Source organism: Labrys neptuniae (assembly GCF_040797145.1).
Lineage (GTDB): Bacteria > Pseudomonadota > Alphaproteobacteria > Rhizobiales > Labraceae > Labrys > Labrys neptuniae.
The window spans coordinates 156,605-179,473 of the sequence record NZ_JBFNQD010000004.1 but is presented as its reverse complement, the minus strand read 5'-3'; the positions used below and the strand labels follow the sequence as shown (position 1 = coordinate 179,473).

Genomic DNA, 22,869 nt, shown 5'->3' with positions numbered 1-22,869 from the left:
TATGACGTGTACACGCGGTGTGGCCGACTTTGGCGCTCAATTCAAACGAAGGACAATCCCACCTGCGGCCAGCACGCCGACGACGACCCAGGGTGGCGTTTTCCAGACCGTGAGCAGCAGGAAGCCGGCCAGCGCCAGCGCAAAGTCTCGCGGCGAAAGGACCGCGCTGGTCCAGACGGGGGAATAGAGGGCCGCAGCGAGGATGCCGACCACGGCGGCATTGGCCCCGCGCATGGCCGCCTGTGCTGCAGGACGCAAGCGCAGTGCATCCCAGAAGGGCAGCATGCCGTAGACCAGCAGCAGGCCCGGCGCGAAGACGGCGACGAGGGCGATCAGCGCGCCGGCAATGCCGCTCGGCGCTGGTGTCATGACGGCGCCGAGATAGGCGGCAAAGGTGAAGAGGGGTCCCGGCATGGCCTGGGCCAGGCCATAGCCGGCAAGGAAGGCCTCGTTGCCGACCCAGCCGGGCGCCACCACTTCGGCCTGCAACAGAGGCAGGACGACATGGCCGCCGCCGAAGACCAGCGCCCCGGAGCGGTAGAAGGCATCGAACAGGGTGATCGCGCCTTTGAAGGCCGAGTCTCCGCCCGTCGCGCCTGCGAGCAAGACAGGAATGAAGAACAAGGCGGCGAACAGGGCCAGGGCGACAATGCCCTTGCGTGGCGATACCACAAAGCCGAGGCGGCCGACGGGAGCGCTCTGTCCGCTGCGACAGAGCCAGAGCCCGGCAAGCGCACCGATCACGATGGCGCCGATCTGATTGAACCAGCCTGCCGTCAGGGCGGTGATGGCGACGGCCACCAAGGCAATGCCGACACGTTCCCTGTCCGGCGTCAGGGTTTTGGCCATGCCCCAGATCGCCTGGGCGACGACGGCGACGGCCACCAGCTTCAGGCCGTGAAGCGCGCCTGCCGCCAGGGGACCGGCAAGGGCCGACGCGCCGAGGGCAAAGGCAGTCAGGATGACGGCCGAGGGCAAGGTGAAGGCAAGCCAGGCCGCGAGCCCACCCAGCAATCCGCCACCACGCAGGACGCCCAGGCAGAAGCCGACCTGGCTGGAGGCGGGCCCCGGTAGGAACTGGCAGAGCGCAACGAGATCGGCATAGGCGGCTTCACTGATCCAGCGGCGACGTACCACCACTTCATCGCGGAAATAGCCGAGATGGGCAATCGGTCCGCCGAAGGAGGTCAGCCCGAGCTTGAGGAAGACGCCGAAGACCTCCCGGGGTGAGCCGTCGGCAGGTCCGTGCATGGCCGGTAGGCCTTGCTCCTGTCCGGTCTCGGAGGATTGCGCAGACGCATCAGGCCGCTCGGGAGGATCCGGTAGTCCGTCGGCCGCCATTGCCACAGTGCCCGTCTTTTCGAAAACCGTTGTCGTTTATCGATATAGAGGCGGCAGGTTTCGGGTCAATGACGGTGCCGATGGTTTGCGGCAGCGCGCCTGTCAGCGCGCGCCCCAGGTGTCGCTCAGCTTGTAGCCGCCGGGCCAGGGGTCGGAGGGGTCGAGCATGTGCTGGTGGGTGCCGGTGATCCAGGCGCGGCCCGAGATCTCGGGCAGCACCGCCGGCCGGCCGCCGACTTCGGTGGTGCCGACGATGCGACCCGTGAAGGTCGAGCCGATCACCGAAACCGCGGTCAGGCTGTCTTCCTGCGTCATCTGTCCGCGGGCATGCAGCACGGCCATGCGGGCCGACAGCGCCGTGCCCGTCGGCGAACGGTCGACCTTGCCCGGCTGGATCGCCACCGCGGCTCCGGCGCGCAGGCCCTCGGCCGTGCGCTCGACGGCGCCAGCGAACAGGCAGAAGGAAAAATGCTTCCAGTCGGGGTTCTCGGGATGGTGGAAGCCGAGCGCCGCATTGGCGGCGTTGGTGATGCGCACGCCGAGCGTGGCGATGTCATGCGCTTCGTCGGGCTTCAGGCTGAAACCCAGGGCGGCTGCATCGACGATGACGAAACTGTCGCCGCCATAGGCGGTGTCGACGGTGAGCGTACCTAACCCTTCAACTTCGAGCTTTGCATCAAGCTTGTCGGCGAAGCTAGGAAGATTGCGTACGAAAATACGTTCTGCCTTGCCGTTCCGGCACTCCGCGCGGACGCGGACGAGTCCGCCGGGAGCCTCCAGCGTGATCTCCGTCACCGGCTCGTGCATCGGCAGGATACCGCTGTCGAGCAGCACGGTGGAGACGCAGATCGAGTTCGAGCCGGACATGGGCGGGGTATCTTCCGGCTCCATGATGATGAAGGCGGCATCGGCCTCGGGATGCTTGGGCGGCACCAGCAGGTTGACATGGCGGAACACGCCGCCGCGCGGCTCGTTCAGCACGAAGTTGCGCAGGGCCTGGTCGCGGGCGATCCAGCGGCTCTGCTCCCAGATGCTGTCGCCCGGCGGCGGGGTGACGCCGCCGACGATGACGTCGCCGACCTCGCCTTCGGCATGGGCGGAGATCACGTGGATGGTTTTCGTGCTGCGCATGGAAAAGTCCTCAGGAAAGCCAGGTGGGGAGACGATGCGGGGCATGACCGGTCAACGCCGCGGTCACGCAATCGGCGAGGCTGCCGAGGCGCACGGCGCGGCCGGAGAGACCCGGGCCGTAATGGGCGTATTTGCCGGAATTCGTCATCACGGCCCGGGTCCGCGTCGGAAAGACCGGTTCTGAAATCGAGCACCAGCACAGGTCGGGCAGGACCTGCACGCCGCTCTCCTGCAGGCGTGCGAGGGTGCCGTCGCCTTCCGCTTCGCGGATGACCTGCTGTCCGGCGGTGACGATGACGGCGACATCGGCAAGACGCCTGCGGCCCGCCAGCGCCTCGGCAAGGCCGCGGCATTCGTCGAGCGAGGCATGCGGGCTGCCGATGGCGACGAGCTCCACCTGTTCCGGCCCTTCGTTGAGGCGCTGCCAGGCCGCGGCCATGTCGGCGCGCGTGATGACGACAGTGTCGGCGTCATCGGCTGCGGCACCGTCGGCCTCCGGCGTGACCCCTTCGACATGCAGCATCGGTGCGGCCGAGGTGGTGCCGAAGGCGGCACAGAGCGCCTTGAGGTCGTCCCGCGAGGGGCCGGCCTTGGCGAGGCCGCGCAGGAGCGGGATGCGTTCGGGCGCGGCACGGCCGGCGAGATAGCCGATCAGCGGCCAGAAGGCATCGTCCACCTGGTCGGGGAGTTCGACGTCAATGAGACGGCGGGCCTCGCGGTGCCGGTCGAGATAGACGCCGGACAGCGGCGCCCGCCCCGTCACGGCGATGCAGAGGTCGAGGAAATCGGGATGCTTGGCGGTCCGTGCGCCGAGCACGGTATTGGCGAAGATCACCGCATTGGACTCGGCCCAGGCGATGGCTTCGCCCGCATGGGGAGCGCTGTCGAGCAGATAGGGCGAGCAGGTGAAAGTCGGCCGGCAGCCCATGCGGACATAGGCATCGGCAAGGCGCGCGGCCGGCGCGCCGAAGGCGGGCGGCACGCCCTGTTCCCGCCAGTTGGCGTGGTCGACCGAAATGGCGTTCATCGTGGTAGGCACGCGGACACGAGCGCCCATCTCGGCCATCTTCTCGGCAAAGGTCAGGTTGGCGGGGCTGGCATAGATACAGCCGTCGATATGGCCCTGGGTAACGTCCACAAGCCCCTGGGCGCCCTGCTGGGCGGCCATGGCGCAGATGATGCGCATGGCCTGCTGCGCAGCCGGTCCATCCCGTCCATCGAGCATGGCGTGATCGGCCTCGGTGAGGTCGAGCGTCGTGGTGGCAGGAGGTGCGAGAGGCAAGGACAGGCCGTCGATCTCGATGGCTGTCTCGCTGATCCGCGCGGACTTTGCCCGCGCCAGGGCCGCGAAAGCCTCGGGCGCCAGGCGCAGCACGGGCAGAGCCCTGCCGAAGAGCTCGGCGGCGATCAGCGCTCCCAGGGTCAGCACGTCCTCGGGCTCGCAGAAAACCAGTGCCGCAGGTGCCCGCCCATTGAGGACGAGGTCGAGCAGCACGCCCGAACCCGTGCAGGAACCCCGGCTGGACGGCATCATCAGGATGCCGCCGGTGAGGCAGGTCCCGTGCAGCGGATGGTGCACGTCGATCACCCGCCCGGTGGCGGGATCGACACCGCCCCAGAAGCTGAGCGCTTCCTGGCTGGCAATGACGGGCCCGTGGGCGGAGCCTGCGAGGATGCTGCGCGCGGAAGGGGAACTGCTCATTTCAATACGAAACCGGCTTACTTGACCACGAAACCATGGGCGAAGGGGTCGCGATCGTCGATGAAGATGGTGTTGATGCCGGTCATGCGCGCCCAACCCGCGATGGAGGGGATGATCGCCGCGCGGCCGGCGACCTCGGTGGCCGCCTCGATCCGTCCCTTGAACAGCGAGCCGATGATCGATTCATGCACGAAGTCGTCGCCGACCTTGAGCTTGCCCTTGGCGGCGAGCTGCGCCATGCGGGCGGACGTGCCGGTGCCGCAGGGCGAGCGGTCGATGGCCTTCTCGCCATAGAACACAGCATTGCGGGCATGGGCGCCTGCCTGCGTCGGCTTGCCCGTCCACTGGATGTGGCTGAGGCCCTGGATCTCAGGGTGTTCGGGATGGACGAACTCGTATTTGGCGTTGAGCGCGGCACGCAGCTTCGGGCTCCAGCCCACCAGTTCGCCGGCGGTGTGGTCGGCCATATCCAGGAAATTCTTCTGCGGCTCGACGATGGCGTAGAAATTGCCGCCATAGGCGACGTCGACCACGATCTCGCCCAGTCCTTCGACCTCGGCCGTCAGGCCCTCGGCATGGAGGAAGCCGGGCACGTTGGTGAGGCGCACTTCCTCCACGAAGCGGCCTTCCTGGCGGTAGGTGATGTCGACCTTGCCGGCAGGGGCGTCGATCGAGAGCTTGCCGGGCTCGCGCGGGGTGATCAGGCCGTGCTCGATGCCCATGGTGATGGTGCCGATGGTGCCGTGGCCGCACATCGGCAGGCAGCCGGAGGTCTCGATGAACAGCACGGCGACGTCGCAGTCCGGACGGATCGGCGGATAGAGGATCGAGCCCGACATCATGTCGTGGCCGCGCGGCTCATACATCAGGCCGGTGCGGATCCAGTCGAATTCGCGCAGGAAATGGGCGCGCTTTTCCAGCATGGTCGCGCCTTTGAGAAGCGGGCCGCCGCCCGACACCAGGCGGACGGGATTGCCGCAGGTGTGGCCGTCGATGCATGAGAACGTGTGGTTGGCCATGGCAGGACCTTTTCGTCAGAAACGCTGAGGCGAGAAAGAAGCGATATCGATGGCGGGCTTGTGACCGGTCAGGAGGTCGGCGACGATGCGCGCCGTGCCGGCCGACTGGGTCAGGCCGAGATGGCCGTGGCCGAAGGCATGGATTACGCGGGGCGTGGCGCGGGAGCGGCCGATGGCGGGCAGGCTGTCGGGCAGGGAGGGGCGGAAGCCCATCCATTGCACGCCGCCTTCCGGCTTCAGGCCTGGCAGGAAGGCCTGCGCCTTCTTCAGCATGGCTTCCGAGCGCCGGAAATTCGGCTTGAGTTCCAAACCGCCGAGTTCCACGGCGCCACCGACGCGGACGCCCGTCGACAAACGCGAAACGACGAAGCCATGGCCGCCAAAGGTGATCTGGGTGCGCAGATCGAGGGAACCGGGCGGCAGCGTGGTGTTGTAGCCGCGCTCGGTTTCCAGCGGGATGACCTCGCCGATGGTCCGGGCGATCCGGTGCGAGAAGGCGCCTGCAGCGAGCACCACCTTGGCGGCCCGCCGCACGCTGCCATCCGCGCCAAGGATTTCGACGCCACCTTCGAAGGGGGTGAGAGCCTTGACCTCCGCCCGTTCGACCAGTCCGCCGTTCGCGCGCAGGTGCTCTGCCAGTGCCAGCGTATAAAGTTTGGGATCGGCGATGGAGAACCAGCCGGGTGTGAAGGTGCCATGGCTGAAGCGCGGGGCCAGCCCCGGCTGAATCTCGGCCATGCCGGTGGCGTCGAGATGACGGAATTCGATGCCATGGGCCTGCCGGGCATCCCAGCCCGGCAGTGAGGCCTCCAGCTCCGCCTTGCTCTCGTAGACCTGCAGATTGCCTTCCTTGCGCAGCATCTGAAGCGTGCCGGTCTCAGCCAGGAAGGGCTCGAGCTCGGCCTTGGACAGATCCATCAGAGCCGTCTGGGCCGCCGTCGCATGTGCCACGCGCGAGGCCGAGCAGGCCCGCCAGAAGCGGAACATCCAGGGCGCGATCCGCAGCGCATAGGCCGGCGGCACGCTGAGGGGCCCGAGTGGGTCCATCAGCCATTTCGGCGCCTTCCTCAGGATGCCGGGCGAGGCGAGCGGCAGGATATCGGTGAAGGCAAAGGCGCCGGCATTGCCGGCGGAGGCGCCGGCGGCCGGGCCTTCCCGGTCCAGCACCGCGACCGAGAGCCCGCGCGCCTTGGCGGCGATGGCGGAGGACAGGCCCACCACGCCGGCCCCGATGACGATGACGTCGAGATCCGAACTCACCGCACACTCGCCAGGAATTTCTGGGTTTCGGGGTTCTGCGGCGCACCGAAGAGCTGGTCCGGCGTGCCGATCTCCGCCATCACGCCCTGATGGAAGAAGGCTACCCGGTTGGAGACGTCGCGGGCGAACGCCATTTCATGCGTGACGCAGATCATCGTCATGCCCTCTTCGGCCAGCATCTTGAGCGTGTCGAGCACTTCGCCGACGAGCATCGGGTCGAGCGCTGATGTCACCTCGTCAAACAGCATATATTCGGGCGACATCGCAAGGGCCCGGGCGATCGCCATGCGCTGCTGCTGGCCGCCTGACATCCGGGTGGGATAAACGGAGAGCTTCTCGGCCAGCCCGACATGGCTCAGCTGCTTGACCGCGATCTCCTCGGCCTTGGCCTTGGCCATGCCGAGCACCTTGCGCGGGGCGAGCATGACGTTTTCCAGCACGGTCAGATGCGGAAAGGCATTCCACTGCTGGAAGACGATGCCGACCTTCCGGCGCAGCTTGTTGAGGTCGGTGCTCTTGGCATGGACCTCGGTGCCGTCGATGGTGATCTTGCCCGCATTGATCGGCTCCAGGCCGTTGATGCAGGTCAGCAGCGTCGATTTGCCCGAGCCGGAGCCGCCGATGATGCTGACCACCTCGCCCTTGTCGACGGTGAGATTGATGCCCTTCAGCACTTCGAGCGAAGCGAAGGATTTGCGGACGTTCTGGATCTCAATCATTGGGGGACCACCGTCTTTCGAGATAGCCGCCGAGACGGGCGATGGGAAAGCTGATGAGGAAATAGATGGCGCCGCAGATCATCAGGATGAAGAGCGGTTCCTGCAGGCGGGTGACCAGGATCTGCGAGGCGCGCAGGAGCTCGATCAGGCCGAGCCAGAGCACCAGGGCGGAATCCTTCATGACGCCGAGCGTCAGGCCGATCCAGGAGGGCAGGCTGACGCGGATGGCCAGCGGCGCCACGATGTAGCGCATGTCCTGCCACCAGCTCATGCCGAGCGAACGCGCGGCCCGGCGGGTGGTCGTCGGCACCGAGGCGATGCCGCCGCGCACGATCTCGGTGCAGTAGGCGGCCGTATACAAACTCAGCACCACGCAGGAAGTGGTGAAGGGCGGCCAGCCCAGCTTGGCGATCGACTGGAAGGCATTGACCAGCACGAGCTGGATGAGCAGCGGCACCGAGCGGAAAATGTCGAGCAGGAAGGTCAGCGGCGCCGACCAATAGGGACCGAGCTGGACGCGGATCACGCCGAAGAGGATGCCGAGTACGGTTCCGGCGGCGACCGAGACCGCGGTGACCGCCAGTGTCATGCCGGCGCCTTGGGCCAGGAAGGCGAGATCGCTCCAGGTCAGGGTGGTGTTGAACATGATCGACCCCCTCAATACCGGAACATGCGCCAGGCAAATGCCCGGGCCGCCAAAGTGACGGCCTTGGCGATCAGGTAGTAGATCACCGCGGCCAGCGCGAAGAATTCGAAGGTGCGGAAGGAGCGGGCATTCAGCTCCTGGGTGACGCCGGCCAGATCGGTATTCATGCCCACGGTGACGCCGAGCGAGGTCATCAGGATGGCCCAGACCATCTGGTTGGTGGCGGGCAGGAAGGCGACGCGCAACATCTGCGGCAGCATGATCAGACGGAACGCCTGCAGCGAGGTCATGCCGAGCGAGCGGCCGGCGCGGGCCTGCGTGTCGGGAATGGCCTTGAGGGCGCCGCGGAAATTCTCGGCCAGGTAGCCGGCATTGTTGAAGGCGATGCCGACGAGCAGCGCGGTGAAGGGCGTCAGGTGAATGCCGAAATTGCCGAGGCCGAAATGCGCCATGTAGATCTGGAACAGCGCCGGCGTGTTGCGCGCTACCTCGACCCAGGCCGTGGCGAAGCCGCCGAGAAGGCGGTTGCCGGACAGGCGGAACAGGGTGAGGACGATGGCGATGGCAAGGCCGATCGCCATCGACAGGAGGGCGATCTGCAAGGTGACCAGGGCGCCATCGAGCAGCTGCGGCAGCGCTTTCAGGGCCTGATTCCAATGGAAGGCATATTTGAACATGCCGTTTCACCTCTCGAGCGGGATCGGCGGCGCGAGGCTTGGCGACGCGCCGCCGGTGAAACGGTCAGGTCAGCGGTAGGAGCCGTTGACGGTGAGGTTGGGAACGTTTTCGTCCACCCACTTCTTGTAGAGTTCGGCGTAGCGGCCGGTGCGGACCTGCTGGTTGATGAACAGGTTGAGGTAGTTGATCAGGCCGTATTCGTCGCGGGCCGCGAACAGCGCGACATAGTCGATGTCGAAGGGTGCCTTGCCGACCACGGCGATGCCGGGGAACTTGCCGGTCTTCACATTGGCCTGGGCCACCGTGGAGGTGGAGACGGTGGCGTCGAGCTGGCCCTGGCTCAAGGCGAGGAAGACGTCGGCCTGGGTCTGGTAGGGACGGAATTCACCGCTGCCCCAGGCCTTGACCTGCTTTTCGAGCGCGATGGCTTCATAGGTGCCGGCGGTGGCGCCCACGACCTTGCCCTTCATGCCCTCGAAGGACTTCACGCCCGACTTTTCATTGGCCGTCACCGCCATTTCGAAGGCGAAATAGGGGATGGTCATGCCCACCGTCTTGGCACGCTCCAGCGTGTCGGAGGTCGAGGCGACACCGACATCGACGCGGCCGGACATCAGGGCCGGGATGCGCTCGGGGAAGGGGGTCTCGACGATCTCGGCCTTCACGCCGAGGGCCTTGGCGAGATCGTTGCAATAGTCGACGTCGAAGCCGATCGGATTGTTGTTGGCATCGCGCGAGCCCATGGGCGGAAAGTCGAGCACCACGGCGCAGCGCAGCGTTCCCGAAGCGATGATGTCGTCCAGCTTGTCCGCCTTGGCGGGGCTGGCCATGGCGATGGCGGCCATGAGGCCGAAGGCAGCGACCGATTTCCTCATTCTCACGCTCTCTCTTTGCTTTGGCTCGTGTTTTTCACGGCGCAGCCACTATTGCGTTTTCGAGCGCGAAATCAACTAAAAATACAACATGAATACAAAAAGAATTTTATGTGTGGGCATAAATTATTCCGACGTGGTTCCGCCCCCCCTGCCATTAAGGTCGCGTAGCCCCCCGGTGAGCAATTACATTCCGACAGTGCCGCCGTTCCCGGCGCAACCGGAGGCCGGCCGGGGACGGCAGATGCCGTCATTTGCAACGATCGAGGGTCCTGCCTCGAGGTTCAGCCGTCGAGGTCCTCGGGCAGCAGGCCCTGCGGCAGGTTCTGGTAGGCCACGGGACGCAGGAAACGCCGGATCGACAGAGTGCCGACGCTGGTCGCACCGAAATTGGTCGAGGCCGGATAGGGGCCGCCATGGACCATGGCGTCAACGACCTCGACGCCGGTGGGAAAGCCGTTGACGAGCACGCGCCCGGCCTTGCGTTCGAGGATGGGTAGCAGGCGGCGTGCGGCGGCGAGATCCGCCGCTTCCATGTGGATGGTCACGGTCAGCTGCCCCACGAAGGCGCGGGCCAGCCGCTCCATGTCCTCGGCCGACGACGCTCGCACCACCAGGCCAAGCGGGCCGAATACCTCCTCGCCGAGGGCGTGGTCGGTAAGGAAGCGCTCGCTGGAGGTCTCGAACAGGCTCGGCGAGACCTCGCGGCCCGACATCGGCGTCGCCAGCAGGGGACGGACAGCGTTGCGCTCGGACATGCGCGCCTGGCCTTCATGGTAGGAGCGGGCAATGCCGTCCGACAGCATGGTCTGTGGCGCCACCTTGCCGAGTGCTTCGGTCGTAGCGGCGGTGAAGCGGTCGGCCTCGGGCCCCTCGATCACCACGGCGATGCCGGGGTTGGTGCAGAACTGGCCCGCTCCCATCGTCAGGGAGGCAGCCCAGCCCTGGCCGAGAGCCTCGGGCCGCGCCTTGAGCGCTTCGGGCAGCAGGAACATCGGGTTGACCGAGCCGAGCTCTCCGAAGAAGGGGATCGGTTCGGGGCGGGCTGCGCACAGATCGAAGAGCGCGCGGCCGCCGGCGAGCGAACCGGTGAAGCCGACGGCCTTGATAAGGGGATGCTGCACGATGGCCTGGCCGATCTCGCGACTGTTGCCCTGGATCAGGGAGAACACACCCGGATGCACACCGCTTCTGCGGATGGCGGCATCGATGGCCTCGGCGACGATTTCTCCCGTGCCGGGATGAGCGGAGTGGCCCTTGACCACCACGGGACAGCCTGCTGCAAGTGCAGCGGCGGTATCACCGCCGGCGGTCGAGAAGGCGAGGGGGAAGTTGGAGGCGCCGAACACAGCGACCGGGCCGATGGGGCGCTGCATCATGCGGATCTCGGGCCGTGGTGCTGGCTGGCGATCGGGCAAGGCCACATCCACACGGCGATCAAGATAACCGCCCAGCTCGATATGATCGGCAAAGAGCCGGAGCTGGCCGATGGTGCGGGCCCGCTCTCCCTGCAGGCGCGCGGCGGGCAGGCCGGTTTCCTGGCTGCCGATCTCGGTGATCGCCTCGCCGCGGGCCTCGATCTCCTCGGTGATGACGCGCAGGAAGGCGGCGCGCTCCCAGCGCTTGGCATAGCCGAAATACCAGAATGCTTCCTCCGCCGCTTCGCAGGCTCGGTCCACCAGGGCGCCGGTGCCGACGGAAAACCGGTGCGCCGGCCCATGGGCGGGGGAGGATGCGAAGAAGCCTTCGCCTTCGAGCCAGTCACCTGCGACAAGATGCTTGCCTGTGGGAGTGAAACCCATATGCCATTCCTTCCGGACCTTGCGAGGGAAACGCGAAATTCAAACGCGCTTGTCGATTATATGTATACACTATGTATTTTTATCGGCAAGCCGTGATAGGCTGAGACGACGCGAATGACGAGGAAAGGCGAGCTATGACGGACGGGCGTGTGTTGACGACGAAGGAACTGAGCGAGCAGGTGGAAGCGATCTTCCGCAAGGCCGGCTTCAATGCAGCCCAGGCCGGCGCCGTGACGCGCGTGATCGTCGCCGGCGAGCGGGACGCCTGCAAATCGCATGGCATCTATCGCATCGAAGGCGCCTTGCGCACGGTGAAGGCCGGCAAGGTCCGCCCCGACGCCGAGCCTGTCCTGTCGGCAGAGGACGCCTCCGCCGTCGTCAAGGTCAATGCTAGAGGTGGCTTTGCCAATCCGGCCTTCGAGCTTGGCCTGCCCCTCCTGGTCGAGCGCGCCCGCCTCTATGGCCTGGCCGCGCTGGTGATCAATGACTGCACGCATTTCTCGGCGCTCTGGCCCGAAGTGGAGGCCGTGACGGAGCAGGGCCTCGCCGCCCTCGTGATGTGCCCGAGCTACTCGGCCGTGGCGCCCACCGGCGGCAACAAGCCCCTACTCGGCACCAACCCCTTCGGCTTCGGCTGGCCGCGCCAAAACAAGTCACCCTATGTCTTCGACTTCGCCACCTCGGTTGCAGCCCGCGGCGAGATCGAGTTGCACCGTCGGGCCGGCAAGCCGCTGCCCGAGGGCTGGGCGATCGATGCCGAGGGCAAGCCGACGACCGATCCGGTGGCGGCGCTTGCCGGCGCCATGCTGCCTTTCGGTGGTCATAAGGGCTCGGCGATCGGCACGATGGTCGAACTCCTGGCCGGCATCATGATCGGGGATCTCACCAGCCCCGAAGCGCTGGAAGCCCTGGGCACTACCACCCTGGCGCCGGCCCATGGCGAATTGATCCTCGCCTTTTCGCCCGAGAAATTCGCTGCGGGGCGGCCAGGCGATCCCTTTGCCCGAGCCGAGATCCTGTTCGAAACCATCGTCGGGCAGGGCGCCAGGCTGCCATCCCAGCGTCGCTTTGCGGCGCGTGCCCAGTCGGAGGCGGAGGGCATCGTCCTCAGCGCCGCCGAAGTCGATGGGCTCGACCGGCTGCTGGCGCTCGGCCTCGACGCGGTGGATTGAGGGGGGCTGGTCTTCAGAACCAGCCTTTTCAAGGTGTTTGGAACGAACCGGGAAAGGCTGGGATAGGGCAGCACGACCCTCATCCGCCTGCCGGCACCTTCTCCCGCAAGGGGAGAAGGGGATGATTTTTCAAGGCGCTGCGCTCGACAATCGCCTTCTCCCCTTGCGGGAGAAGGTGCCCCGAAGGAGCGGATGAGGGGGCGCGGTGGCCTGTCCCAATCCTTCAAGCCTTCTGCCAAAAAAAGAGGCGGGTCCGAAGACCCGCCACCAATCGTCTCGCCGTTGTCACGATGCCGTCAGGCGGCGCATTTCTGCACGGCGCCGGGCAGGCGGCTCCACTGTGCGTACCAGGTGTCGAACAGCTTGAGCTGGGTCTCGGCATAGCCGCGCTGGCTGTCGGACAGCATATCGGTCTCGTTGAAGTTGAGGGCGTATTCCTTGTCGCCCTTCACCACCATCATGTGCTTGAAGAAGAGGACCAGGTCCGGCCCTTCGTCGAAGGAGGACAGCACGGCCAGGGCCTGCTCCAGTTCCTGGGCGCGCTGGCGGGCGTCGACGTCACCGGCAGCGGCGGCCTCGGACAGCTTGCACAGATGGATCACTTCCTTGGGCAGGACATTGCCGATGCCGGTGATCGCGCCGGTGGCGCCGCAATTGACGAAGCCGTGGAATACGGCGGTATCGACGCCGATCATCAGGGAGACGCCGTCGTCGCGGCTCGTGATGTTTTCGGCCGCATAGCGCATGTCGGCCGGGCCGCCGAATTCCTTGAAGCCGACCAGGTTGGGATGCTCGGCCCGGAGGGCGAAGAACAGGTCGGCGCGGGTGGCAAAGCCGTAGTAGGGGCTGTTGTAGATCACGGCCGGCAGATCGGGGGCAGCGGTCAGGATGGCCTTGAAATGCTCTTTCTGAGCCGCGACGACCGAGCCGCGCGACAGGACGCGCGGGATCACCATCAGGCCCTGGGCGCCGACCTTCTGGGCGTGGGCGGCATGGGCCACGGCCGAAGCGGTGTTGACCGCGCCGGTGCCGACGATCACCGGGACGCCGGCCCTGACCAGGCGCTCGACGCCTTCCATGCGCTGGGCATCGGTGAGGAGGGGCCAGTCACCCATCGAGCCGCAATAGACCACGGCCGACATGCCCTCTCCGATGAGTTGCTTGCCCTTGCGTACGAGGGCCTCGAAATCCGGGCTGCGATCCGCCTTGCACGGGGTCATCAGCGCGGGAATGACACCGGAGAAAATCTTGGCCTTCATCTCGGGCTCCTCTGTTGGCCGGGGGGATAGGCTCGATCGCAGTTCCAGATGGGCGCCGATTCCTATCGTCGGCACCTTCATACGCCTTTGTATTTTATTTGTCGACAAGAAATCGACAAGAGCGCCAAAGAAACTGGCTATCCCGGTACGAAATTTATCCTAATGCCTTGTTTCAAAGGGTCTTTATCTGTCTCGACATGATGCTGCGCAAGGCGTTTCAGAGGGCGATTTCGAGCCGGCGGTCGCGGACCAGCAATTTGCGGATCTGCTCGACGATCTGCTCGGCATGGATCTTGGCGAGCTTGTCGGAGAGGTCGACGTCGCGTGCCACGATCGCCGCGATCATATCCTCATGCTCGTCGACGAAGCGCCGCGGCAGTCGGTCGTCGAAGGATTGATAATAGAGGCGCAGGAAACGCCGGTTCTCGTCGAGCAGCCGCTTGAACAGGCCGGTGAAATAGGGATTGCGGCCGGCTTCGGCGATGGCCGAATGAAAGGCGGCATTGGTGGCGATCATCGCCAGCGCGTCCTGGGCCGTGACGGCGGCGGCGAATTCGCCCTGGCGGGCGCGGATCGCCTCCAGGTCCTGCCCGCGGTGATGCTCGGCCGCCAGCCTCGTCGTCACCCTGTACATCAGCACCAGAGCGTCGAAGAACGGCGACATGTTGAGGAAGTCGATGCTCGACACCATGGTCGAGCGGTTGGGGAGGGTGTCGATCAATCCCTCGCCCGCCAGCCTTACCAGGGCTTCGCGGATCGGCGTGCGGGACATCTTGAAGCGTTCCGCCAACTGGACTTCGTCGATCGGGCTGCCGGGCGGCAGCACCAGATCGAGGATCTCGTCGCGCAGGAGGTCATAGACCATCTTCACGCCGGAGCCACGCTTACGCTCCGCGGAGCCGCCCTTGCTCTCCGTGGCCGCACCACCCGCTGCTTTCTTCTTCATTCTGGAATCCTCTTGTCGACAAGAGGGATAAAGGCGGGCGTGGACGCGATCAACCGTTTCGCGATGAGGGGTGATACCGCGGCAGAGTCGGCGGGGATGTCCGGCGTTAGGTGGCGGCTAGAAACAATCGAAGATAACAATTATGTTTCAAGGTACTCTGTGTATTCTCTAATCATATAAGTGAGGTGAGTTATCCTCGTACGGCAGCGCGGAAGGCAGCTGCGAGTGCGGCGAGTGCCTCGTGTGGCCGGCCTTGTCTGACTCGGCTGTGCAGCAACACCGGCAGACGCGGCAATTCGGGCAGGCCAAGCCTGGCACCAACCTCGACGGCCCCGAGGGGCAGCATGCGCGGCGCCAGGGCGGCAACGCCGAGCCCGGCCATCACGGCTGCCGTCACCGCCGCCACCCCGCCGCCAACGAAACTCTCGCGCCAGGGCAGGCCGGCGTCATCAAGCAGACGGCCGGCCATCGCGCGTACGCCGCAGGGTTCGGCCATCGTCGCCAAGGGCAGGGGTTCATCCGCCCGCTTCTGCCAGTCGGGTGCGGCAAACCAGCCGAATCTCTCCTCGGCGATCACCTCGCCATCGCTTCGGCCGGCATGCAGGCGCACGATCACGGTGTCGAGCTCGCGCCGGTCGAAGCTCTGCAAAAGGTCGCCCGAGGACCCGATGCGGATCTCGATCAGAAGCTGCGGGTCCTGGGCGTTCATGCGCGCGATCAGCGCCGGCAGGTCGGGCCCGGCGACATGATCACTGAGGCCGATGGTGAGGCGCTGGCGCGTGGTCGCAAAGACGGCGAGCGCGCGCTCATGTCCGGCCAGGAGTTCTCGGGCCGGTTCGAGAAAGGCGGCCCCTTGGGGTGAGAGCTGTACATAGCGGGGGGTACGCTCGACCAGGCGGCAGCCGAGCCTTTCTTCCAGCCGCTTCAGTTTCAGGCTGACGGCGGCCTGCGTCGTCTGCAGGACCTCGGCAGCCCGCGTGAAGCTGTCGAGGTCGGCGATGTGCACAAAAGCCCTGACGGCATCGAGATCGAGCGGTCGCTCTATCATTTCCATCTCTTATTACTGATATGCGTATTCATAGAATATCAAAATGAGTGAGCAGCATCTAGGCTCCGATCGGATCACAGAGGAGAAACTCCATGCCGCTTACACACATCGCGATGCGTGCCGGAAAGCCGCGAGCCTATCGCCAGGCAATCTTCGATGGCCTCTACCAGGCCATGCGCGAGACCTTCGACGTGCCCGAGGACGATCAGTTCATGACCATCACCGAGCATGAGGCTGATAATTTCCGCTATGGCGCCCACTATTTCGACGTTGCCCGCAGCGACGACCTCGTGCTGATCCAGCTCACCGTAAGCAATACGCGTAGCGAGGCGCAGAAAAGGGCCTTGTTCCGACGGATCGCAGAGCGCCTTGCGGAGAATCCAGGCATTCGGTCCGAAGACGTCTTCGTCAGCCTCGTCGAGGTTGCCAAGGTGAACTGGTCCCTCGGCCGGGGCCTGGCGCAATATGGCTGAGGCGAGCGGCCAGGGTACGCCGCACGTCAGATATCCCCGTCGTCCCTGAGATGATCGGCGAAAGTCGATCCGCGATACGCTTGCCGGAACAATCCGGCCTCGGCCAGCTGCGGCACGAGATCCTCGAGGGCCAACCGGAGTGCTTCGGCCGATCCGCCGGGCAGGATGACGAAGCCGTCGATCGCGCCGGCACTTGCCCATTGCCGGACCTGCCCGGCGGCGTCCTGCGCCGTTCCGATGACGCGCCAATGCGCCGAGCCGATCACCTCGGGCCGCGTCAGAAGTTCGGCGACCGTCGGCTGTTCGTTGCGGATCAGGCGAAGCAGGAGGTCGGCATGGGTGCGGCTGCGCAGTGCCGGGACCACCTCGGGCAGATCGGCCGCGGTGACGCGGCGGTCGTCAGGCCAGTATGAGAGGTCGAGGCCCGTCATGTCCCGGATCGCCTTGAACTTGCGTCCCGCATCGGCACGGGCATGGGTCTGTGCAAAGAGTGCCCGCGCCTCACTCCGATTGGAAGCGAGATAGAGGCTGAGGCCCGGCAGCACGCGAATGTCCTCGGCTCTGCGGCCATGGCCAAGTGCACGCTGCCTGAGATCGTTGCGCAACTCCAGCGCGGCTGCCATGTCGGGGGTCGAGGCGAAGATGGCGTCGGCGACCGAAGCGGCGAAATCGCGCCCCGTCGGCGAGGCGCCGGCCTGGATCAGCGGAATCGAGGATGTGCCATAGGCCGGCAGATTGAGTGGCCCCTTGACGCTGAAACGGGCGCCCACGTGATCGATCGGCTGTACGAGGGCTGAAACGGCATAGCGGCCGCTCTCGCGATCCTGCTTCAGGGCGTCCTGCGGATAGCTCACCCAGAGCCGGCGCACCACCTGTGTGAATTCGGCTGCACGTGCATAACGTTCCCCGGCCGAGGGCATGGCCGGCAGGCCGAAATTCTCGTTGCCGTCCAGTGCCGTGACGATGTTCCAGCCGACCCGGCCCTTGCTCAGCCAGTTGAGGGATTGCAACTGGCGCGCCACCACATAGGGCGAATTGAAGGTGGTGGAGATGGTGGTGAGCAGGCCGACATGGCTGGTTTCGCGCGCCATGGCCGCCAGCAGGATGGTGGGATCGAGACTGCCGAAGCCGGGGCCGGTTTCAAGCGCCTGGGGATCGAGAAAGAGGGTGTCGGGCCGGAACACGAAATCCAGCCTGGCCGTCTCCGCCCGCCGGGCAATGTCCAGATAGAATTCTTCAGAGTAAATATTCTCGATATTGCTGTCTAGGCGCCGCCAGCCATCGCCACTTAGCCAGGTCGGAGCCAGAGAAAGGCCGATGTGCAGTCTTCTTTTGGTTGTCATATTCTATTACCAGACCTCCAATTGGTGCAATGTTGAATTGTTATAAAGTATCTTGGCTTCAATTTTAGAATTGCGTGATGATTTACCGTAACTTAATCTGTATTCAAGCGTGATTTGCGTTGGGTGATTACACGGTGCTCAGGACGAACAATGTGGTGGCCGGCTATGGCAGGCAGCCCGTCTTGCGGGGAGTGTCGGTCGATTTCGAGCCTGGGCGCCTGAATGTCCTGATCGGCCCGAATGGTTGCGGAAAATCGACCCTGCTGAAAGCGATCATGGGCTTTTTGCCCCTGAGCGCCGGCGAGATCACCCTGGCGGGACAGTCGATCCGGGTCATTGGGCGCAAGACGCTCGCTCGCGAAATTGCCTATCTGCCGCAGGACAGCCACTGTCCCGACTATATGACGCTGGGCGAGCTGATCGAATTGGCCGGCTATGCCCGGACATCGGCGATGGCGGGCCCGAGCGTGCGTGACCGGCTGCTGTTTCGACAGGCCCTCGAGAGAGTAGGCCTTGCCGACATGGCACATCGGCCGCTCACCTCGCTCTCCGGCGGCCAAAGGCAGCGCGCCTGGATCGCCATGGTGCTGGCCCAGGACACGCCCATCATCCTGATGGACGAGCCGGTGAACCATCTCGACCTGAAATATCAATATGCCGTGCTGGAACTGGTGCAGAGCCTCGCCCTCGAGCAAAGCAAGACCATCGTCATGGTGCTGCACGACATCAATCTGGCGACGACCTTCGCCGATGAAGTGATCATGCTGCATGACGGGCAGGTCGTGGCCAAGGGACCCGCCGGGCAGGTGATGACCTCCAGCAATGTCGGGCAGGTCTTCGATCTCGACGTCGACATCTTCGAGCGGCAGGGCAGGCTCGTCTGCCTGCCGCGTGTGCAAGCGGAAAAGCCGGTCGCAGCATGATCCGGCGCTGGCTCCTTCTCGGCGCGGCATGCGCAGTGCTCGTGCTGCTCGTCGTCGCCAATCTGAGCTTCGGGGCGGAGGCGATTCCGCCATCCGAGGTTGTCGCGGCGGTCCTGCGTTTCGAGCCGGCGAGCTATGACGACTATGTCGTCATCTATCAGAGGCTGCCACGCGCCTTGATTGCCCTCTATGCCGGCGCTGCAACGGCTTGCGGCGGCCTGGTGCTCCAAGGCCTGACCCGCAACCCGCTCGCTTCCCCCTCGACCCTGGGCATCAATGCCGGCGCCACGGCCTTTGTCGTCGCCGGGGCCTATCTGTTCGATTTCGGCCTCGATGCGCAGGGCCTCGCCGCCCTGACCGGTGCCGTCGTCGGCTTTGCCGCCAGCCTCACGGTGGCACGGCTCGCCGGACTCTCGCATGATCCGCGCGGCCTGGCGCTCATCCTGGCCGGCGCGCTGGTCTCGATGTTCTTCATCGGCATTGCCAATGCCTTCCTGCTCTCCGATCCGGCCCGGCGCATGGATTTCCTCGGCTGGGTGAACGGCAACATCAACCATGTCTATGCCGACCGCCTTCTGCGCTTCTGGTGGATCGGCCCGATCGCCCTGATCGGGCTGCAATTGCTGGCACGGCCGCTCACCTTGATTGCCCTGGGCGACGGCAAGGCGGCCTCGCTCGGTGTCGACGTCACCCTCGTTTCGCGCCTCGCCTTGACGGCCGTGGCCTGCGCCGCCGGTTCCGCCGTGGCGATCTGCGGGCCGATCGGCTTCGTCGGCCTGGTGGTGCCGCATCTCGTCCGTCCCTTCGTCGGCGGGGGATTCAAGTTTGGCCTGCCGGCCTGCGCCGTCTGTGGCGCAGGCCTGTGCCTGCTCGCTGACCTTGCCGCGCGCGAGGCCTTCAAACCCTATGTCCTGCACACCGGCGTGCTCCTGGACCTGATGGGCGGCGTGGTCTTCGCCCTGATCGTCCGGCGCTATTATCTCGGCACGGCCGCAAGGAGCCCGTCGTGAAGCTGGCGCGGGCTGTCGACGGCAAGGCCGTGCTGCGTTGGCCTGGTGGCCTGCAGATCCGGCTTGGCAATCTCTATGCCGGCTTCTTCCTGATCGTGACCGCTGTCGCCCTGGCGGCATTGTCCCTGGGCATGGGATCGATCAAAGCGGGGCTGGGGGACCTTGCCGCTGCCCTCGGCGCCGCCCCGCTCGATCCCGACAAGGCCTATGCCTTGTGGGATGTCCGGCTGCCCCGCATCCTCACAGGTTTTCTCGCCGGCTGGCTGGTGGCGATGGCGGCTTCGATGCTGCAGTCACTCACGCGCAATCCTCTCGCCGATCCCGGCCTGCTGGGACTCAGCCAGGGCTCGATGATCATGATCATGCTGCTCCTGATCTATGCTCCGACTGCATCGAAGGCCCTGATCCCGCTGGCGGCGCTGGGCGGAGGGCTCGGCGTGGCCCTGGCCCTGCTTATCCTGGTCGGGCGCGAGCGTTCGAACGGCCTCGCCATCCTCTTGATGGGCATCGCGATCGAGACTGTTCTGTCCTCCATCGCTTCCCTGCTCATCCTCTATACGCCGAGCGAGACATCCTACGCCTTGTCGAGCTGGCTGGCGGGGTCGCTGTTCCAGGCGAGTTGGACCGGGATCGCCGCCCTGGCTCCCTGGTTCCTGCTCAGCCTGCCCGTCGCCTTCCTGGCCGGGCACGCGCTCGGCCCCTATGAGCTCGGCGAGGAGATGGCGCTTGCTCTGGGCGAGCCGATCGACCGGTCGAGGCCGATCGTACTCGTACTCGCAGTGCTGCTGGGTGCGGCTGCCGTCACCGCTGTGGGCCCGCTGATGTTCCTGGGTGTGCTGGCGCCACAGCTCGTCGGCTTCCTTTCACCCGCGCTGGCACGGGCGAGGCTGTTCCTGGCCGGGTTGATGGGCGGGGTCCTGGTGATATCGGCCGACGGGTTGACGAGGGCGGTGGCTGGCGAGATCGCCATGCCGCTCGGGCTGAGCCTCACCCTGGTTGGTGTGCCGCTCTTCATCCTCTCCCTGCGCCTGAGGGCGCTCAAATTGTTTCGGACACACTGAAAGGCAAGACCATGCGCAAGACCATGCGATGGGCCGTTTTGATCCCGGCCATGTTGGCGGCACAGATGGCTTTGGCTGCGGACCGCGCCGTGACCGACGATACCGGGCGCTCCGTCACCATTCCCCAGGATCCGAAACGGATCATCGTGCTGCATGAACCCCTTCTGGGGCTACCGCTTCTGGACCTCGGCGTCGACATCGCCGGCAGCTACGGCCGCTCCGAAGACGGGCGGATGCTGACCGCCGTCGATTTCATCGATACGGTGCTGGCGAGAAAAGCTCCCAAGCCGACCGGCATCGGCGCTGTCGGCCAGATCGATCTGGAAAAGGTGCGCAAGCTCGATCCGGACCTGATCATCGGCACCGAGCGCGATGTCGACAAGGCCGGCCAGCTTTCGGCGATCGCGCCGGTCTATCTGCAGAAGGCCAGCACCGGCAGGACGCGCGGTATCGGCGTCGAGGAGGATCTGGCCAGGCTTCTTGGCCGGCAGGATGCATTCGCTGCGCGCAAAAAGACCTATCTCGACCGGGTCGCCGCCCTCAAGGCCAAGCTGCCGCCCAGCGAGCGGGAGCGGACCTATATGGCCGTCATCGTGCATGACCAGGTCAATCTGGTCGGTGAGATCTCGGGCGCGATCCAGGCCCTGGAGGATCTCGGCTATCACCCCGCCAAGGTGGAGGGCATGGGGGCAGGCAAGGGCCTCGGCTCGATCTTCGCCACGCCGCTGAGCCCGGAGATCTTCGGGCGGGTCGATCCCGACCTGCTGGTGATCATGAACAGCTATGCCGAAAAAGACCGCTCGGAAGCGGCGATCCGCGCCCGGCTCGGCAAGATCATGCCGGGCTGGGACAAGTTCCTCAAGCCGGCGCGGGAAGGGCGCATTCTCTATCTCGACTCCGGGGAGGTCGCCACCCCCACCATCGCCAGCGCCGAACACACGCTCGACGCCTTCGCCGCCAGGAAGGAGTGAGCCAGGCTCCGCAGCGGCGGCAGGGTGGGGCGTAGAGAGCAACGCCTTCGTTCCGATCGCAACTCGCCTCGCCGGCTCTCAGCACTCCGGCAGGTTGACGGCAAGCCCGCCGGTCGAGGTCTCCTTGTATTTGAGATTCATGTCGATGCCGGTCTGGCGCATCGTCTCGATGCAATTGTCGAGCGGCATGAAATGCTTGCCGTCACCGCGCAAGGCCAGGCTGGCGGCGCTCACCGCCTTGATCGCGCCGAGCCCATTGCGCTCGATGCACGGCACCTGTACGAGGCCCTTGGCCGGATCGCAGGTCATGCCCAGATGGTGTTCCAGCGCGATTTCGGCCGCGTTCTCCACCTGTTCGTTGGAGCCGCCGAGCGCAGCGCAGAGGCCTGCCGCCGCCATGGCCGAAGCCGATCCGACCTCGCCCTGGCAGCCGACTTCGGCCCCCGAGATCGAGGCATTGTACTTGATGATGCCACCGATGGCGGCGGCGACCAGCAGAAAATCGCGGATGCCTTCATGGCTCGAGCCGCGGCAATGGTCGCGGTAGTAGCGGATCACGGCCGGCACCACGCCGGCCGCCCCGTTGGTGGGCGAGGTGACGACGCGCCCGCCGGCGGCGTTCTCCTCGTTGACCGCCATGGCATAGATCGAGATCCAGTCATTGACGACATGGGGCTGTTCGAGATTGCGGCCCTGTTCGGCCAGGAGCTGCTGGTGAATGGTGCGCGCACGGCGCCGCACCGACAGGCCCCCCGGGAGGATGCCGTCCTGCCGCAAGCCGCGATCGATGCAACCGTCCATCGCAGCCCAGATCGCATCGAGCCTGTCGTCCAGCGTGTCGCCATAGACGAGGTGCTCATTGGCCCGCTTCATCTCGGCGATGCTGAGATTGGAGGAAGCCCCCATCGCCAGCATTTCGGCAGCCGTGCTGAAGGGATAGGGAAAGCCGAGCGCACCCGGTTCGTCGGATGAGGCCGCATCCCTGTTGCGCTGGGCTTCGAGCTCTTCGGCCGACAGGACGAAGCCGCCGCCGATCGAATAATAGGTCCGGCTGAGAAGCAGCTCGCCATTCGCATCCGTGGCGGCGAGGACCAGGCCATTGGCATGGCCGGGCAGAGGCGGACCATAGTCGAAGACGAGGTCGGTGTCGGGGACAAAGGTGAGCGGCGGCAGGCCGGGAAGTCTGATCACGCCCGCCTGGCGGAGCTCGGCTTCCTTTTCCTGTGCCAGGTCCGGGTCGATGGTGGCAGGCAGGAATCCCATCAGTCCGAGGATGACGGCCCGGTCGGTGGCATGGCCGTGGCCGGTGAAGGCGAGCGAACCGTGCAGGCTGACCTTGAGCCGCAGATCCGTCATGGCGGATTTATGCTCCACCAGAGCCCTCAATTCGTCCAGGAAGCGTCCCGCCGCCACCATCGGTCCCATCGTGTGAGACGAGGACGGCCCGATGCCGATCTTGAAGATGTCGAAAATCGACAGAAACATGCCTGGCT

General features: G+C 65.5%; 21 protein-coding genes. 6 read left to right on the top strand and 15 right to left on the bottom strand.

The window, feature by feature from the left end:
• Nucleotides 1–36: 36 nt before the first annotated feature.
• The 10 genes from chrA to ABXS05_RS14720 form a co-directional block, all read right to left on the bottom strand.
• Nucleotides 37–1,251, bottom strand: a complete 1,215-nt coding sequence (chrA, locus tag ABXS05_RS14765) for a chromate efflux transporter (RefSeq protein WP_367624433.1) — start codon at nt 1,249–1,251, stop codon at nt 37–39.
• A gap of 192 nt (nt 1,252–1,443) precedes the next feature.
• Nucleotides 1,444–2,472, bottom strand: coding sequence for a trans-3-hydroxy-L-proline dehydratase (locus ABXS05_RS14760; RefSeq protein WP_311941090.1), 1,029 nt, complete (start codon nt 2,470–2,472; stop codon nt 1,444–1,446).
• Between the two features lie 10 nt (nt 2,473–2,482).
• The gene (gene lhpI / locus ABXS05_RS14755) at nt 2,483–4,174 is read right to left on the bottom strand and encodes a cis-3-hydroxy-L-proline dehydratase (RefSeq protein ID WP_367624432.1); all 1,692 of its coding nucleotides are present in this window, start codon (nt 4,172–4,174) and stop codon (nt 2,483–2,485) included.
• Nucleotides 4,175–4,191: 17 nt separating this feature from the next.
• Entirely contained in the window at nt 4,192–5,193 is a 1,002-nt protein-coding gene (locus tag ABXS05_RS14750; protein ID WP_367624431.1) for a 4-hydroxyproline epimerase, read from the bottom strand.
• A 15-nt stretch (nt 5,194–5,208) separates the two neighbouring features.
• Complete coding sequence (locus ABXS05_RS14745; protein WP_367624430.1) at nt 5,209–6,453, bottom strand: NAD(P)/FAD-dependent oxidoreductase; 1,245 nt, start codon at nt 6,451–6,453, stop codon at nt 5,209–5,211.
• Nucleotides 6,450–7,172 carry an amino acid ABC transporter ATP-binding protein gene (locus ABXS05_RS14740; protein ID WP_367624429.1) on the bottom strand — a complete coding sequence of 241 codons (723 nt, stop codon included), beginning with the start codon at nt 7,170–7,172 and terminating at the stop codon, nt 6,450–6,452. The genes ABXS05_RS14745 and ABXS05_RS14740 overlap by 4 nt, the downstream gene beginning before the upstream one ends.
• A complete protein-coding gene (locus tag ABXS05_RS14735) occupies nt 7,165–7,818 on the bottom strand; it encodes an amino acid ABC transporter permease (protein ID WP_367624428.1) in 654 nt (217 codons plus the stop codon). Before ABXS05_RS14735 ends, ABXS05_RS14740 begins: the two co-directional genes overlap by 8 nt.
• Nucleotides 7,819–7,829: 11 nt before the next feature.
• Nucleotides 7,830–8,495, bottom strand: a complete 666-nt coding sequence (locus tag ABXS05_RS14730) for an amino acid ABC transporter permease (RefSeq protein WP_367624427.1) — start codon at nt 8,493–8,495, stop codon at nt 7,830–7,832.
• A 69-nt stretch (nt 8,496–8,564) separates the two neighbouring features.
• Entirely contained in the window at nt 8,565–9,371 is an 807-nt protein-coding gene (locus ABXS05_RS14725; RefSeq protein WP_311941111.1) for an ABC transporter substrate-binding protein, read from the bottom strand.
• A 281-nt stretch (nt 9,372–9,652) separates the two neighbouring features.
• Nucleotides 9,653–11,170, bottom strand: coding sequence for an aldehyde dehydrogenase (NADP(+)) (locus ABXS05_RS14720; protein ID WP_367624426.1), 1,518 nt, complete (start codon nt 11,168–11,170; stop codon nt 9,653–9,655).
• 134 nt (nt 11,171–11,304) lie between these two features.
• Between ABXS05_RS14720 and ABXS05_RS14715 the strand changes: the two genes are divergently transcribed.
• Nucleotides 11,305–12,342, top strand: coding sequence for an Ldh family oxidoreductase (locus tag ABXS05_RS14715; RefSeq protein ID WP_367624425.1), 1,038 nt, complete (start codon nt 11,305–11,307; stop codon nt 12,340–12,342).
• Between the two features lie 296 nt (nt 12,343–12,638).
• Here the strand turns inward: ABXS05_RS14715 and ABXS05_RS14710 are convergent, their stop codons facing one another.
• The 3 genes from ABXS05_RS14710 to ABXS05_RS14700 all read right to left on the bottom strand — a co-directional run bounded on the left by ABXS05_RS14710 (nt 12,639) and on the right by ABXS05_RS14700 (nt 15,595).
• Nucleotides 12,639–13,601, bottom strand: a complete 963-nt coding sequence (locus ABXS05_RS14710; RefSeq protein WP_367624424.1) for a dihydrodipicolinate synthase family protein — start codon at nt 13,599–13,601, stop codon at nt 12,639–12,641.
• 217 nt (nt 13,602–13,818) lie between these two features.
• On the bottom strand, nt 13,819–14,547 hold the full coding sequence (locus tag ABXS05_RS14705; protein ID WP_311941122.1) for a GntR family transcriptional regulator: 729 nt from the start codon (nt 14,545–14,547) through the stop codon (nt 13,819–13,821).
• 190 nt (nt 14,548–14,737) lie between these two features.
• On the bottom strand, nt 14,738–15,595 hold the full coding sequence (locus ABXS05_RS14700) for a LysR family transcriptional regulator (protein ID WP_367624423.1): 858 nt from the start codon (nt 15,593–15,595) through the stop codon (nt 14,738–14,740).
• 92 nt (nt 15,596–15,687) lie between these two features.
• Here ABXS05_RS14700 and ABXS05_RS14695 point away from each other — a divergent pair, with 92 nt between their 5' ends.
• On the top strand, nt 15,688–16,068 hold the full coding sequence (locus ABXS05_RS14695; protein ID WP_367624422.1) for a tautomerase family protein: 381 nt from the start codon (nt 15,688–15,690) through the stop codon (nt 16,066–16,068).
• A gap of 26 nt (nt 16,069–16,094) precedes the next feature.
• Here the strand turns inward: ABXS05_RS14695 and ABXS05_RS14690 are convergent, their stop codons facing one another.
• Entirely contained in the window at nt 16,095–17,411 is a 1,317-nt protein-coding gene (locus tag ABXS05_RS14690) for an NtaA/DmoA family FMN-dependent monooxygenase (protein ID WP_367624421.1), read from the bottom strand.
• 134 nt (nt 17,412–17,545) lie between these two features.
• Here ABXS05_RS14690 and ABXS05_RS14685 point away from each other — a divergent pair, with 134 nt between their 5' ends.
• From ABXS05_RS14685 to ABXS05_RS14670, 4 genes are all read left to right on the top strand, one after another.
• Nucleotides 17,546–18,334, top strand: coding sequence for an ABC transporter ATP-binding protein (locus ABXS05_RS14685; RefSeq protein WP_367624420.1), 789 nt, complete (start codon nt 17,546–17,548; stop codon nt 18,332–18,334).
• Nucleotides 18,331–19,344 carry a FecCD family ABC transporter permease gene (locus tag ABXS05_RS14680; RefSeq protein WP_367624419.1) on the top strand — a complete coding sequence of 338 codons (1,014 nt, stop codon included), beginning with the start codon at nt 18,331–18,333 and terminating at the stop codon, nt 19,342–19,344. Before ABXS05_RS14685 ends, ABXS05_RS14680 begins: the two co-directional genes overlap by 4 nt.
• Nucleotides 19,341–20,405, top strand: coding sequence for a FecCD family ABC transporter permease (locus ABXS05_RS14675; protein ID WP_367624418.1), 1,065 nt, complete (start codon nt 19,341–19,343; stop codon nt 20,403–20,405). The genes ABXS05_RS14680 and ABXS05_RS14675 overlap by 4 nt, the downstream gene beginning before the upstream one ends.
• Before the next feature lie 65 nt (nt 20,406–20,470).
• Nucleotides 20,471–21,376 (top strand): ABC transporter substrate-binding protein, encoded by a 906-nt coding sequence (locus ABXS05_RS14670; RefSeq protein WP_367624417.1) that lies wholly within the window; start codon nt 20,471–20,473, stop codon nt 21,374–21,376.
• A 78-nt stretch (nt 21,377–21,454) separates the two neighbouring features.
• Here the strand turns inward: ABXS05_RS14670 and ABXS05_RS14665 are convergent, their stop codons facing one another.
• Complete coding sequence (locus ABXS05_RS14665; protein ID WP_367624416.1) at nt 21,455–22,861, bottom strand: L-serine ammonia-lyase; 1,407 nt, start codon at nt 22,859–22,861, stop codon at nt 21,455–21,457.
• Nucleotides 22,862–22,869: the final 8 nt, after the last annotated feature.

What these genes read in the sequence shown, in the direction of transcription:
- chrA (WP_367624433.1), bottom strand. Translation starts at nt 1,251, where the DNA reads ATGCACGGACCTGCCGACGGCTCACCCCGGGAGGTCTTCGGCGTCTTC.
- ABXS05_RS14760 (WP_311941090.1), bottom strand. Translation starts at nt 2,472, where the DNA reads ATGCGCAGCACGAAAACCATCCACGTGATCTCCGCCCATGCCGAAGGC.
- lhpI (WP_367624432.1), bottom strand. Translation starts at nt 4,174, where the DNA reads ATGAGCAGTTCCCCTTCCGCGCGCAGCATCCTCGCAGGCTCCGCCCAC.
- ABXS05_RS14750 (WP_367624431.1), bottom strand. Translation starts at nt 5,193, where the DNA reads ATGGCCAACCACACGTTCTCATGCATCGACGGCCACACCTGCGGCAAT.
- ABXS05_RS14740 (WP_367624429.1), bottom strand. Translation starts at nt 7,172, where the DNA reads ATGATTGAGATCCAGAACGTCCGCAAATCCTTCGCTTCGCTCGAAGTG.
- ABXS05_RS14735 (WP_367624428.1), bottom strand. Translation starts at nt 7,818, where the DNA reads ATGTTCAACACCACCCTGACCTGGAGCGATCTCGCCTTCCTGGCCCAA.
- ABXS05_RS14730 (WP_367624427.1), bottom strand. Translation starts at nt 8,495, where the DNA reads ATGTTCAAATATGCCTTCCATTGGAATCAGGCCCTGAAAGCGCTGCCG.
- ABXS05_RS14725 (WP_311941111.1), bottom strand. Translation starts at nt 9,371, where the DNA reads ATGAGGAAATCGGTCGCTGCCTTCGGCCTCATGGCCGCCATCGCCATG.
- ABXS05_RS14720 (WP_367624426.1), bottom strand. Translation starts at nt 11,170, where the DNA reads ATGGGTTTCACTCCCACAGGCAAGCATCTTGTCGCAGGTGACTGGCTC.
- ABXS05_RS14715 (WP_367624425.1), top strand. Translation starts at nt 11,305, where the DNA reads ATGACGGACGGGCGTGTGTTGACGACGAAGGAACTGAGCGAGCAGGTG.
- ABXS05_RS14710 (WP_367624424.1), bottom strand. Translation starts at nt 13,601, where the DNA reads ATGAAGGCCAAGATTTTCTCCGGTGTCATTCCCGCGCTGATGACCCCG.
- ABXS05_RS14705 (WP_311941122.1), bottom strand. Translation starts at nt 14,547, where the DNA reads ATGAAGAAGAAAGCAGCGGGTGGTGCGGCCACGGAGAGCAAGGGCGGC.
- ABXS05_RS14700 (WP_367624423.1), bottom strand. Translation starts at nt 15,595, where the DNA reads ATGATAGAGCGACCGCTCGATCTCGATGCCGTCAGGGCTTTTGTGCAC.
- ABXS05_RS14695 (WP_367624422.1), top strand. Translation starts at nt 15,688, where the DNA reads ATGCCGCTTACACACATCGCGATGCGTGCCGGAAAGCCGCGAGCCTAT.
- ABXS05_RS14690 (WP_367624421.1), bottom strand. Translation starts at nt 17,411, where the DNA reads ATGACAACCAAAAGAAGACTGCACATCGGCCTTTCTCTGGCTCCGACC.
- ABXS05_RS14680 (WP_367624419.1), top strand. Translation starts at nt 18,331, where the DNA reads ATGATCCGGCGCTGGCTCCTTCTCGGCGCGGCATGCGCAGTGCTCGTG.
- ABXS05_RS14670 (WP_367624417.1), top strand. Translation starts at nt 20,471, where the DNA reads ATGGCTTTGGCTGCGGACCGCGCCGTGACCGACGATACCGGGCGCTCC.
- ABXS05_RS14665 (WP_367624416.1), bottom strand. Translation starts at nt 22,861, where the DNA reads ATGTTTCTGTCGATTTTCGACATCTTCAAGATCGGCATCGGGCCGTCC.